This is a genomic window from Gilliamella sp. BG3, from assembly GCF_046635605.1.
GTDB lineage: Bacteria > Pseudomonadota > Gammaproteobacteria > Enterobacterales > Orbaceae > Gilliamella > Gilliamella bombi.
In genome coordinates, this window is sequence record NZ_JBIDFE010000007.1 from 25,631 (window position 1) to 38,915 (window position 13,285).

12 protein-coding genes and 1 tRNA gene are annotated in these 13,285 nt (G+C 35.0%); 11 read left to right on the forward strand and 2 right to left on the reverse strand.

What is annotated here, in order from left to right; all coding sequences use genetic code 11:
• Positions 1-25: 25 nt before the first annotated feature.
• The 10 genes from glnL (at position 26) to fruA (ending at position 11,584) form a co-directional block, all read left to right on the forward strand.
• The gene (glnL, locus tag ACGH6S_RS04680) at positions 26-1,075 is read left to right on the forward strand and encodes a nitrogen regulation protein NR(II) (protein ID WP_085164323.1); all 1,050 of its coding nucleotides are present in this window, start codon (positions 26-28) and stop codon (positions 1,073-1,075) included.
• 10 nt (positions 1,076-1,085) lie between these two features.
• Positions 1,086-2,540 (forward strand): nitrogen regulation protein NR(I), encoded by a 1,455-nt coding sequence (glnG, locus tag ACGH6S_RS04685; protein WP_411578369.1) that lies wholly within the window; start codon positions 1,086-1,088, stop codon positions 2,538-2,540.
• A gap of 212 nt (positions 2,541-2,752) precedes the next feature.
• A complete protein-coding gene (locus ACGH6S_RS04690) occupies positions 2,753-3,706 on the forward strand; it encodes a siderophore ABC transporter substrate-binding protein (RefSeq protein ID WP_174798691.1) in 954 nt (317 codons plus the stop codon).
• Between the two features lie 11 nt (positions 3,707-3,717).
• Positions 3,718-4,674: an ABC transporter permease gene (locus ACGH6S_RS04695; RefSeq protein ID WP_174798709.1), complete on the forward strand. Its 957-nt coding sequence runs from the start codon at positions 3,718-3,720 to the stop codon at positions 4,672-4,674.
• Positions 4,664-5,635, forward strand: a complete 972-nt coding sequence (locus ACGH6S_RS04700) for an iron chelate uptake ABC transporter family permease subunit (RefSeq protein ID WP_174798690.1) — start codon at positions 4,664-4,666, stop codon at positions 5,633-5,635. The genes ACGH6S_RS04695 and ACGH6S_RS04700 overlap by 11 nt, the downstream gene beginning before the upstream one ends.
• The gene (locus ACGH6S_RS04705) at positions 5,632-6,387 is read left to right on the forward strand and encodes an ABC transporter ATP-binding protein (protein WP_411578370.1); all 756 of its coding nucleotides are present in this window, start codon (positions 5,632-5,634) and stop codon (positions 6,385-6,387) included. The genes ACGH6S_RS04700 and ACGH6S_RS04705 overlap by 4 nt, the downstream gene beginning before the upstream one ends.
• Positions 6,388-6,521: 134 nt before the next feature.
• Positions 6,522-7,526, forward strand: coding sequence for a catabolite repressor/activator (gene cra / locus ACGH6S_RS04710; protein ID WP_411578371.1), 1,005 nt, complete (start codon positions 6,522-6,524; stop codon positions 7,524-7,526).
• A 214-nt stretch (positions 7,527-7,740) separates the two neighbouring features.
• Positions 7,741-8,946 carry a fused PTS fructose transporter subunit IIA/HPr protein gene (gene fruB / locus ACGH6S_RS04715; protein WP_411578372.1) on the forward strand — a complete coding sequence of 402 codons (1,206 nt, stop codon included), beginning with the start codon at positions 7,741-7,743 and terminating at the stop codon, positions 8,944-8,946.
• Positions 8,946-9,881: a 1-phosphofructokinase gene (fruK, locus tag ACGH6S_RS04720; protein ID WP_065589400.1), complete on the forward strand. Its 936-nt coding sequence runs from the start codon at positions 8,946-8,948 to the stop codon at positions 9,879-9,881. Before fruB ends, fruK begins: the two co-directional genes overlap by 1 nt.
• 8 nt (positions 9,882-9,889) lie before the next feature.
• Complete coding sequence (gene fruA / locus ACGH6S_RS04725) at positions 9,890-11,584, forward strand: PTS fructose transporter subunit IIBC (RefSeq protein WP_296301817.1); 1,695 nt, start codon at positions 9,890-9,892, stop codon at positions 11,582-11,584.
• 63 nt (positions 11,585-11,647) lie between these two features.
• On the opposite strand, the gene ACGH6S_RS04730 is transcribed toward fruA, so the two are convergent.
• Positions 11,648-12,223, reverse strand: a complete 576-nt coding sequence (locus tag ACGH6S_RS04730) for a TIGR00730 family Rossman fold protein (protein ID WP_411578373.1) — start codon at positions 12,221-12,223, stop codon at positions 11,648-11,650.
• Positions 12,224-12,371: 148 nt separating this feature from the next.
• On the opposite strand from ACGH6S_RS04730, the gene ACGH6S_RS04735 reads away from it, so the two are divergent.
• Positions 12,372-12,447, forward strand: a tRNA-Asn gene (locus ACGH6S_RS04735).
• A 322-nt stretch (positions 12,448-12,769) separates the two neighbouring features.
• Here ACGH6S_RS04735 and mutT read toward each other — a convergent pair.
• On the reverse strand, positions 12,770-13,174 hold the full coding sequence (mutT, locus tag ACGH6S_RS04740; protein ID WP_065608733.1) for an 8-oxo-dGTP diphosphatase MutT: 405 nt from the start codon (positions 13,172-13,174) through the stop codon (positions 12,770-12,772).
• Between the last annotated feature and the right edge of the window lie 111 nt (positions 13,175-13,285).

Below are 13,285 nucleotides of genomic sequence, written 5' to 3' on the forward strand. Positions count from 1 at the left end.
TTCTAATCAGGACGGAAAACCAACGATGACATTTGATAATGAATCTGATGCTAATCTTGTTCTCGATTCTATGATTACAAGTATTTTATTACTTGATACTAAGCTTAATATTCTGTATGCCAATATTGCTGCACAGCAATTATTAGCACAAAGTTCAAAAAAATTATTAGAAAGTTATCTTCCTGATTTGCTGGGATACTTTTCTTTGGATATAAATTTAATGCTCAGTACATTAGAGCAAAATCAGGGTTTTACAGATAATGAAGTCAATTTAGTTATTAATAATGAATTACATATTTTAACGTTGACAGCTCAACTATTAGGTAATGGACAGATTTTAATTGAAATGACGCCATTAAATAGCCATAAACGCCTTAGCCAAGAACAATTGCAACAAGCGCAACAGAGTGCAGCTCGTGAATTAGTTCGTGGACTAGCTCATGAAATTAAAAATCCTCTCGGAGGGCTTCGAGGCGCCGCTCAATTATTATCACGTGAACTACCTAAAAATGAATTGCAAGATTACACAAAAATTATTATTGAACAAGCAGATAGATTAAGAAATCTGGTAGATAGGTTATTAGGTCCACAGCAGCGATTACAACAAAAAGAACAAAGTATTCATCAAGCAATAGAACGTATCTATGCTTTGCTGTGTTTGGAAAAACCAATCAATATTAAAATTCTGCGTGATTATGATCCAAGCTTACCTGATTTTATTCATGACTCCGAACAAATAGAGCAGGTAATTTTAAATATTGTTCGCAATGCTTTACAGGCTATCGGATCCAATACTGGCACAATTATTATCAGGACAAGAACTGCTTTTCAGATCACTTTACATGGCCAGCGCTATCGTTTGTGCGCTCGTATTGATATTGAAGATACTGGACCAGGTGTGCCTGTTCATATACAAGATACTTTGTTTTATCCTATGGTGAGCGGGCATGAAGGAGGTACAGGTATTGGACTTTCGATTGCAAATAATATTGTTGATCAACATCATGGTAAAATTGAATTTAATAGTTGGCCTGGGCATACTCAATTTTCTGTCTATTTGCCAATTAGGCAGTGAGGTAAATAAAATGAATGTGTGGATTGTTGATGATGATAGCTCTATTCGATGGGTATTAGAAAAAGCATTAACTAATGCTCATTTTAACTGTGTTAGCTTTGAGAGTGGTAAGCAAGTTATTGATGCATTAGATACATATGTACAAAAACCAGCTGTACTAATTTCTGATATTAAAATGCCAGGACTTGATGGTTTGACATTGCTTCATCATATTAAAGAGCAAATGCCGAATTTGCCAGTTATTATTATGACTGCTCATTCCGATCTAGATGCAGCAGTAAATGCCTATCAAAAAGGTGCTTATGATTATATTCCTAAACCTTTTGATGTGGACGAAGTTATTCAATTGGTTGAACGTGCGATTTCACAAACTCAAAGTAATAAAACCAATAATAATACAACAAGTAAAGCATCGACCGGCATTATTGGTGAAGCACCTTCAATGCAGGAAGTTTTTCGTATTATTGGTAGGCTTTCCAAATCATCAATTAGTGTATTGATTAATGGTGAATCAGGAACGGGGAAAGAATTAGTTGCAAAAGCATTACATATCCATAGCCCTCGCTCACAATCCCCTTTTATTGCGCTAAATATGGCAGCCATCCCTAAAGATCTTATTGAGTCAGAACTTTTTGGACATGAAAAAGGGGCGTTTACTGGAGCGGCTCAAATTAGGCACGGTAGGTTTGAACAAGCGAATGGTGGTACATTATTTCTAGATGAAATTGGTGATATGCCACTTGATGTTCAAACTAGATTATTAAGGGTGCTTGCTGATGGGCAATTTTATCGTATTGGCGGTTATTCACCTGTCAAAGTAGATGTCCGTATTATTGCAGCTACTCATCAAGATTTACAAGCTAGGGTTCGTGAGGGTAAATTTAGAGAAGATCTTTTTCATCGTCTAAATGTAATTCGCATCTTATTACCACCGCTACGCGATCGAATTGAAGATATACCAAAACTATCAGAACATTTTTTACATACAACCGCCAAAGAATTGGGGGTAGAAAGTAAAGTATTCAGTTCGGAAGCTTTAAATGTTTTATGTCGCTTTAATTGGCCAGGTAATGTTCGTCAACTTGAAAATATTTGTCGCTGGGTTACGGTGATGTCTTCAAATAAAGAGGTTTTAGTTCAGGACTTGCCTCCAGAATTGTTGCAATTATCGACAGTTAAAACAGTGGTTACAAATGAAAATACCACATTGCCTACAAGCCACTTTTCTCAACAAGAAGTTGATTGGAAAGTATTGCTGGAACAATGGGCAAAACAAGCTCTAATAGATGGTAAAACAGGAATTTTGACTGAAGCAATAAATGATGTTGAACGAATCTTACTAAGAAGTGCACTTAATTTTACTCGAGGTCACAAACAAGATGCTTCTCATCTGTTAGGCTGGGGGCGAAATACATTAACTAGAAAACTTAAAGATTTATCGCTTGATCCCACTAAACACCCTTAATCACCAATATTAATTATGCTATCGAACAAATCGATAGCTTTTTAATCCATTCATTTGAGTGCTATTTAATCTATCTTTTATCACATATTAAATTTTTAAATAGTTAAAGTGCATTGAATAGAGCAAATTTTTTGGTTACAATCTTAATGTAAATGATAATTATTATAATTATCGTTTTTTGTTTTTTATTTGGTTGATAATTAGGAGTTACAATGTATTCATATATCAAAGTGAAATTTTTAGTTTTGCTTGCTGTTTTGCTTGTTTTGGTTGGATGTGACAATAAAAAAGAACAGCAAACCTCTGCAAATACGCTTACCATTGAACATGCTCAAGGTAAAACCGATGTGCCTGAAAATCCTAAAAAAGTTGTTGTTTTTAATACTGCAACACTTGATATCATGGACGCATTAAATATTCCTGTGACAGCAGTGCCTCAATCAGATGTACATTATCCAACTTTCTTATCTAAATATGGACGCAAAGACTACACTAATGTGGGCACTTTATTTGAACCAAATTATGAAGTTTTAAGTTCAATTCAACCAGATGTTATTGTTGCTGGAGGTCGCGCTACTGATGCTTATAAAAAATTGAATGATATTGCTCCGACGATTTCTTTAGATATTGACCCAAATAATTTTTTAAGTAGTTTAACTCAAAGAACAGAACAATTAGGCTCAATCTTCAATAAACAAAATGAAGCTAAGAAACTTATTGCCGATTTTAATCAAAAAATCGAACAATTGAAAACCAAGACAACTACTGCTGGCACAGCACTAGTGATTATGATTAATGGCGGTAAGATGTCGGCTTATGGCTCAAAATCTCGTTTTGGTTTTGTGTTTGATGTGCTCGGTTTTCAGCCAGCAACTACTTTCCAAGAAGCTGGTCGTCATGGTAATGCTGTTACCTCTGAATTTATTTTGAGTGTTAATCCGCAGTGGATATTTGTGTTAGATAGAGATAATGCAATAGGTAATAAAGAAGCTCAGTCTGCACAACAAGTACTTGACAACGAATTGATCCGAAAAACTGCTGCATGGCAACAAAACCATATTGTTTATTTAGATTCTTCTTCCATGTATATTGCTGGCGGTATTCAAACCTATAGCCGTTTGATGGATCAAATAGGTGTCGCTTTGCAAAGTGAACCAGCGCATTAATGTAAAGCATGATTAAATCATTTTATTTTATTGCAGGTATGTTCATTTTATTGATCATGACTGCAATAAGTTTATTTATTGGTGCAGGGCATGTGACACTATTTGATTTATGGTCAGATAGCAATATGCGTGAGATTTTTTTTGTAAGCCGTATTCCTCGAACTGTTGCCTTATTGTTAGCAGGTAGTGCCATGAGTGTTGCAGGTTTGATTATGCAATTATTAACACAAAATCGATTTGTTGAACCTTCTTTAGTTGGCACTACTCAATCGGCTAGTCTTGGCTTATTAGTTATGATGGTTTTAGCTCCTGGCGCTAGTGTCATGACTAAAATGGTTGTTGCTAGCCTATTTGCTATGATTGGCACAATGATATTTATGGCGATTTCTCGAAAGATTATTTTAAAGTCAGCAATAATGGTACCTCTTATTGGCATTATGTTAGGTGCAGTTATTAGCGCTATTACTACATTTTTTGCCATGTATTTTGATTTATTACAATCACTTGGTGGTTGGGAATCAGGTGATTTTTCAGCTATTTTAAAAGGTCGTTACGAATTATTATGGTTGGTGGGTGGTTTGACATTACTTGCTTGTTGGTGTGCGGATCAGTTTACTGTAGTTGGCTTGGGGCGTGATTTTTCTATTAATGTAGGGCTTAACTATCGTCGTGTTATGTTAACAGGACTTATTGTTATTGCATTAATTGGTGGTATTGTCGTTGTAGTTGTTGGAGTTTTACCATTTTTAGGATTGATTGTACCAAATATTGTTAGTTTATTATTTGGGGACAATGTTCGTAAAACCATTCCATGGATCTGTTTGTTTGGTAGTGGATTAGTTTTAATTTGCGATATTATTGGGCGTGTAATTCGCTATCCTTTTGAGATCCCCGTGAGTGTTATTCTTGGCGTAGTTGGCGCTATTATTTTTTTAATATTGTTGAGTCGAAAACGTCATGTTAGTTAATCAAAAACGCCATATTTTGTGTCAAAAAAGAGTTCTTTTATTGTTAATTATTGCTTTAATATGCATAACATGTTTTATGACCTTCAACCTTAAAGGCAATATTAGCTATATTTTGAAGCATCGAACGTGGGTAATGCTAACTATGATTTTAGTCGCTTTTTCGGCTGCGACATCAACACTGCTTTTTCAAACAGTTACCAACAATCGAATATTAACACCTTCTATTATGGGATTCGAATCACTATTTGTACTTATTCAAACTGTTGTAATCTTTTGTATTGATTCACAAGGTATTCCTTATATTGGTATTATTGGTAAATTTGTATTCGAATCACTTTTATTAATTTTATTCTCTTTATTTTTATATCGAGGCTTGTTTACTAGACTCAAGAAAAATTTACATTTGGTATTATTAATAGGAATTATTTTAGGCACATTATTTCGTAGTTTTTCTAATCTATTGCAACGCTTAATGACCCCGTCTGAATTTGCTGTGCTTCAAAGTCGTATTTTTGCTACATTTACGCGTGCAGAGCCTGTATTGATTATCTTTTCGTTAGTAATAGTAGCTATTGTTGGTCTATTTTTATGGCAAATGCGATTTAAATTTGATGTACTTGCGTTGGGTCGGGATAATGCAATCAATTTGGGTATCGATTATCAAAAAAGTGTCACTATTATATTATTGCTAGTTTCAGTTTTAGTGTCAGTGTCAACGGCATTAGTCGGTCCATTCACTTTTTTAGGGCTTTTAATTACTAATTTAGCTTATAGTATTAGTGGATCAAGCCAACATCGTTTTTTGCTACCTACTGCTTTTTTGTTAGGTGTTATTTTTCTGGTCGGTGGACAAATGTTCTTAGAGCGAGTATTAAATATGGTTGGTGCATTATCCATTGTCATTGAATTCATTGGTGGTTCTTTGTTTATCTTCTTATTATTAAAAAAGGTTCCAAAGTGATAAAAATTGATAATGTTAGTAAAAACTATCAAACAGTATCTGTATTAAAAAATGTCAACGCGACGATTTCACAAGGTGGAATTACTGCTATTATTGGTCCAAATGGGGCGGGAAAATCGACGCTATTATCAATTATAAGTCGTCTTCTATTAGCTGATGAAGGACAAGTTAAAATTCAAAATATGGATGTTGTTAATACGCCAAGTGATAAACTTGCCACTTATTTATCAGTATTGAGACAAGAAAACCGTTTTACCAGTAGATTGTCTGTTTTTGAACTAGTTGGATTTGGGCGTTATCCTTATACCAAAGGGCGTTTAAATGCTGATGATTATAACTATATTTATCGAGCGCTCGATTTTTTAGATCTTACTGAATATAAAGACCGCTTTTTAGATGAATTATCTGGTGGTCAACGGCAACGAGCTTATGTTGCTATGGTGTTATGTCAAGATACTAAATATGTATTACTTGATGAACCACTCAATAATCTTGATATGAAACATGCTGTTGCCATGATGAAACAATTGCGCCGCGCAGCCGATGAGCTGGGTAAAACCATTGTGATTGTTATTCATGATATCAACTTTGCATCCGTATATTCAGATTACATCTTAGCGATGAAAAATGGTGAATTAATATACCAAGGCAATTCACAACAGATTATGAAAGCCAATATTTTAGAAGATATATTTGATACACCGGTCAAAATTGAAAATATTCACAATCAAAATATTGCTATTTACTATTAACAAATACAATGGAAATTAATTAATCTTAATAGTAAAAAGTTACAATTGTTTAATTAAGTAAATAAAAATTATTGTTTACTATTTATTTCTAACCATGTTAAATAATTGGCAATATTTTTGTCGAGATAATTATAATGAAATTACAGGAAATAGCACTTTTAGCTGGTGTATCAAGGACGACGGCCAGTTATGTGATCAATGGAAAAGCCAAAAAGTACCGCGTTAGTGATAAAACAGTCGAAAAAGTTATGTTGGTGGTGAAAAAACATAATTACCAACCCAATGCGGTAGCAGCGGGGCTTAGAGCAGGTAAAACCCGGACTATAGGCATTATTATTCCTGATTTAGAAAACAACAGTTACACTCGCATAGCTAATTATTTAGAACAATTGGTAAGAAAGGAAGGATATCAATTACTAATTGCATGTTCCGAAGATAATCCACAAGTCGAAAGAGAGTGTGTCAAACACCTTCAGCAGCGTCGCGTAGATGCCTTAATTGTTTCTTCTTCGTTTGTTTTTGCTCAAGATTATTTTTTTTATGATGACTGGCAAAACGAAAAGATTCCATTATTTGCACTTGATCGAATATTATCCATCTCTAAATTTAGAAATATTGTAGGTGCAGATAAACAAGATTCTAAATCACTTGCTCAAGCATTTAATAACTTTGTACAAGATTCAGTGGTTTATATAGGAGCCTTACCAAACTTATCTGTTAGTCAACTTCGTTTAGATGGTTTTAAAGATATCAAACTTGACAATTGTAATAAAGTTGATTTTTTATATGCAAATAACTATAGTCGTCAAGATGCTGATTTAGCCTTTAGTCAATGGCTAGAAAGTCATGAATTGCCTAATGGCATATTTACTACCTCTTTTTCTTTATTACAGGGAAGCATTGATGCAATTTTAAGAAAATTTGGGCACTTACCCGAGAGTTTAACTATTGCTACCTTTGGAGATAATGAATTGTTAGATTTTTTACCATGTAAAGTTATATCACTTTCACAAGATCATAAAGAAGTTGCCGATGTAACAATAAAACTGTTTTTAAACTATCTACATAACAATAATTACCAATCGGGCACAACAATAATTCCAAGACGATTGATCTATCGAGGTAGCTTAAGCCGTTAAGGTATTAATAGGCATAAAAAATATGTTAATTTTAAAACAGTTCAAATTAAAAAATAAGATCCAGATCACAAATTACTTATTAATAGACATAATTTATTTGATAATTAATGTTTATTTATTCATTATTGCTGAAACGATTCAATTGATTAAAGGATTTGTATTTTCTAAGTCATTTTAGTCGACCCAACATTATTAACCCAGAGGTATTTATTATATGTTTCATTTAGTTAAAGAAAACATTCATTTAAATGAACAAGCTACCAATAAAACTGAAGCGATAAAAAAAATTGCTACGGCATTAACCAATGCAGGATTTGTTGAAGATGGTTATGTCGATGGAATGCTAGAACGAGAAGCACAAGCAGCCACATATCTGGGTATAGGCCTTGCTATTCCCCATGGAACTACTAAAACTCGCCATTTAGTCAAAAAAACAGGGGTACAAGTATTTTGTTTTCCTAATGGTGTTCAATGGGGGGATGATGGTGAAAAGGCCTATCTTGCAATTGGTATTGCAGCAAGCTCTGATGAGCATTTAGAATTACTCCGTCAACTAACTCACGTACTTGGAGCTGAAGGGGTAGAGGAGCGAATTAAAAAAATTCAGTCAGCCGACGAAGCAATTGCTATTTTAACTGGTAAAACAAGTTCTGAAGATAGCCAATTTTCTATAAATGAATCTGCATTATTATTGGATATTCCTGCTGATAGTTTAGCAACTTTACAAGCATTAAATGCATCACGTCTAAAACAGCAAAATGCTGTAAATTCAAGTTTTATTGCCGATGTGTTGGACAATAAACCTACATATTTAGGTGATGGAGTTTGGTTAAATGATAGCAAACAAGGTAATTTAAAAAATGCTATGGCGATTAGTCGCACCATCAGTAATATTAATGAAGATGGTAAGCCTGTTAAGTTACTCATCACCATATCAGCAGTTGATGATTCTATTTCTGATATTGTAAATAATATTGCAACTTTAGTTTTTAACCAAAAATTACAATTACTATTATCAGCAAATACAGGTGATCTTATCAGCCTTCTTTTATCTGGTTCTGCGACAATAGAATCTAATAAATCAGAAATCCAATCGACATCTTCAAATGAGTCGACTGTGGCTGAATCGAATAATGAATCATTAAGTCGTGAATTTATTATTCCAAACGAAAATGGCTTACATACACGCCCATCATCAGTACTAGTAAAATTAGTTAAAGAGTTTAATTGTAAGGTTACTGTCGCTAATTTAGATGGTAAAGGTGAACCAGTAAGTGCAACGAGTTTAATGAAAATTGTTGCGCTAGGCGCTAAAAAAGGTAGTCGATTACGATTTACTGCAATAGGTGAAGATGCTACTCAGGCGCTTGATGCTATTGGTAAAGCAATTGGGGATGGTTTAGGTGAGGGGACTGAATAATGACTTATCGTGTCGCAACAATAACTTTAAACCCAGCTTATGATCTTTTGGGTTTTTGTCCCAAAGTTGAGCTTGGTGATGTTAATTTAGTCCAAACCAATGCGTTACTTGCTGCAGGCAAAGGTATCAACGTTGCTAAAGTTTTGTCGGATTTAGATGTCCAATTAACTATTGGCGGTTTTTTAGGTAAAGAAAATCGTGATGGTTTTAACTTATTATTCAAATCATTAAATGTGATTGATCAGTTTGAAACAATTGAAGGTCGTACTCGCATTAATGTTAAATTAACTGAGGAAAATAGTGAAGTGACTGACCTTAATTTTTCAGGCTTCACGATTAGCGAGCAAGATTGGCAACGTTTTGTTACAAATTCTCTTGAATGGTTAAAAGATATTGACATGGTGGCTATCAGCGGTAGTTTACCTGCTGGAGTATCACTTGATAAATTTACTAAGTGGATGGAACAAGTTAAAGCGATTTGTCCAAAGATCGTATTTGATAGTAGCCGAGATGCATTAGTTGCAGGATTAAAAGCAAAACCATGGTTAATTAAACCCAATGACAAAGAGCTAGAAATGTGGGTAGGTCGCAAATTACCAACATTAGAAGATGTTAAAGCAGCTGCTATGGAGTTAGTTAACGACGGCATTGAAAATGTAGTGATCTCGCTAGGAAGTAAAGGCGCTTTGTGGGTAACTAAAAATGAAGCATGGCTTGCAAAACCACCAAAATGTCATGTAGTTAGTACTGTTGGTGCCGGTGATTCAATGGTCGCCGGGTTGATGTATGGCTTAATGACTAATCGTTCAATTAAAGATACTTTAGTCTTTGCATCAAGTGTTGCAGCTTTATCAGTTGGGCAAGCTGGTGTTGGTATATCTGATTGCCAAATTGTAAATAATATGCTAGAAAAAATTGAAATAATTTCTGAATAGGAGTATTCATGAATATATATATTATTGAAGGTAGTAATACAGGCCCAGTAAATGGACGTTTGGCTAAAGCGGAATTAGCTTTAGCCGCAAACGAATTAAATCTAAATCTGGTTGATAATGCAACATCGGCTGATGTTATAGTTGCAGTAGGCTCTGGAACTATCAGTGATAAAGCAGTTGTTGGTAAAAAGGTTTATGCCGTTGATGATTTAAATCAAATTTTTGCTAACCCAAAACAGATTTTAACAGATGCGCAAAGTAAAGCGAGTGTTTATCAACAAACAGCCGAAGCTATGTCTTCACCAAGCAATAATACCAGTGTAAAACGTATTGTTGCGGTAACTGCATGTCCAACAGGTGTTGCTCACACCTTTATGGCAGCAGAAGCGATTGAAGAGGAAGCCAAAAAACGTGGATGGTGGTGTAAGGTTGAAACACGTGGCTCAGTTGGTGTCGGTAATGAATTAACACCAGAAGAAGTGGCTTCAGCCGATGTTGTAATTGCGGCTTGTGATATTGATGTTGATTTGAGTAAATTTGCAGGTAAAAAACTTTATCGCACCAAAACAGGTCCAGCTCTGAAAAAAACAGCACAAGAATTTGATAAAGCATTTGAAGAAGCAACCGTATATCAACCGTCATCAAATACTTCAACCGCTAAATCAAGCAACGAGAAAAAAGGTATTTATCAGCACCTTCTAACAGGTGTATCTTATATGTTACCAATGGTGGTTGCAGGTGGTTTGATTATTGCGCTTTCATTCGCTTTTGGTTCATTTGAAATGGTTGATGGAGTACAAAAATTAATTGGAGAATCGCATTTAGCCGAAATCGGTGGTCTTGCTTTCTCACTTATGGTGCCACTGCTTTCAGGTTATATTGCTTATTCCATTGCTGACAGACCCGGTCTTGCACCAGGACTTGTTGGCGGTTTACTAGCAGTTTCGACGGGCGCTGGCTTTTTAGGTGGAATTATTATTGGTTATTTTGCAGGTTATCTAGCACTATTAATCACTAAATATTTACCATTACCAAAAAGTCTAGAGGCATTGAAACCAATATTAATCGTACCACTATTTGCAACGCTTATTACCGGTCTTGTGATGCAATTTATTGTTGGTACGCCTATTGCGTGGTTAATGAACGTTGTAACAGTATGGTTAAATTCAATGGGTACAGCCAATGCCGTTATATTGGGCGCTATATTAGGTGGCATGATGTGTACTGATATGGGTGGACCAATAAATAAGGTTGCCTATGCATTTGGTACAGGTTTAATTTCAGCGCAAGTTTATGCTCCAATGGCAGCGGTTATGGCTGGGGGCATGGTTCCACCTTTAGCAATGGGAATTGCGACATTGATTGCGCGCAAAAAATTTGCTAAAACTGAACAAGAAAGTGGTAAGGCTTCATTGGTATTAGGCTTATGCTTTATTTCAGAAGGAGCAATTCCATTTGCTGCGCGCGATCCATTACGTGTTATCCCATGTTGTATTGTTGGTGGTGCTATTACTGGTGGTATGGCGTTAGCCTTCGGTTCAACATTAATGACGCCGCATGGTGGTTTATTTGCTTTAGCAATTCCAGGCGTTGTTAAACCAGTAGTTGGCTACTTATTGTCTATTGTTGTTGGTGCCGTTATTGCTGGTGTAGCATATGCATTTATTAAACAACCAGAGTCAGAAGCTGTAACTGCTGCGTAATTTTAAACATATAAATAAAAGCGCCATCAAGTGATGGCGTTTTTATATAATATGACATTTAAGCTATTTTTTTACCCAGCGCTGTAAATCTTTAGGGATAAAATGATCCATTTGTTGTAGTATAGTTCGATGATCTTCCGAAACAATTAATGTTTTATAAAAACTATCTCGAACAAAACCTTCATTAACTGCATGTTGCAAAAAATTAAGCATTGGTTGCCAAAATTCTAACACATTAAATAATGCAACGGGCTTTTCATGATAACCTATTTGCATTGCTGTCCAAACTTCAAAAACTTCCTCTAGCGTACCTGTTCCGCCGGGCATTGCAACAAAACCATCAGCAAGCTCAGCCAGTCTTGCTTTACGTTGATGCATATTATCCACCACCTCTAAGCGCGTAATACCGTGGTGTGCAGTTTCGGCTTTGACTAAACGTTCAGGAATAATACCAATCACCTCACCGCCGTGCGCAAGTACTGTATTAGCAATAATCCCCATTAAACCTTTATTACCACCACCATAAATTAGCCGTCGATTTTGTTCTGCTAAAGTTTTGCCTAATTGTTCTGCTTGTGTACGATATTCTAATTGGCTTCCTTCGTTTGCTCCGCAAAAAATACAAATATTTTTTTTCATAAATGCTATTTTACCTGTTAATAATATATTTAATTATCTTAGCATATCTACAGATTAATTTGATTACAAGCTGAGCAGTTAATTCTATTTGCTGTTTTAGAGATTGACATTAGCGTTATATATAGTTAATATTCATCCCGTTAAGTGTTCCTCCATAGTTCAGTCGGTAGAACGGCGGACTGTTAATCCGTATGTCACAGGTTCAAGTCCTGTTGGAGGAGCCAATTTCCGAATTTATAAAACCTGCTTATTGCAGGTTTTTTTATATACAAAAATCCTTACTTATTCGTTTCGTTGTTACAGTAAATAGACCTAAATCCGAGTTTATTGGGTATGTATTTAGTCATTGCTAAATGGATTATTAGTTAAAATAAGATCAAAGCTTTGTGTTAGTAAATTTTTGCTTTAGCATTGTGTTATTCTAGGTGTTGGGGAACAGCGTACATTTATTTTATGAACTAAATATAATAGCTCTAAAATTATACAAAAAACTAAGTTAAATTAAACAAACTAGACTATCAAACAAGCTAAATTGTAATAACTAAGTTATATTTGTTTATCTAAGTTTTTAAGCATTTCGATGATCGGTCGATTGGCGTCAGGGAATTCGTCGGCATTCAGATCTTCTTGGTCAACCCAACGACTTGGTTGGCCTTCTTTAGCAAAAGGGACTCCATCCCACTCTTCAACTAAATACGCATGAATTGTGATATCGCGATCATCATAATTGTGGTTAAAGGTATCTAAAAATTGGGCTTGGTGGATATGGATGTCAACTTCTTCAGCAATTTCGCGTTGTAATGTTTGATATGGCGTTTCTCCGGTCTCGATTTTTCCACCAGGAAACTCCCAAAAACCAGCAAGATGAGAGTCTTCTCCGCGTTGGGTGATAAATATTTGACAATTTTGTGAACGAATAATACCTACAGCAATTTCAATATGTTTATTCATAATTCTATTTGCCTATGAGTAAAATTAGGGAAAGTTGTAACTTTCCCTTTCAACCTATTGTCGATCCTAATCGACGATTTAATTATCAACTTTATTTGATGATACTAAATT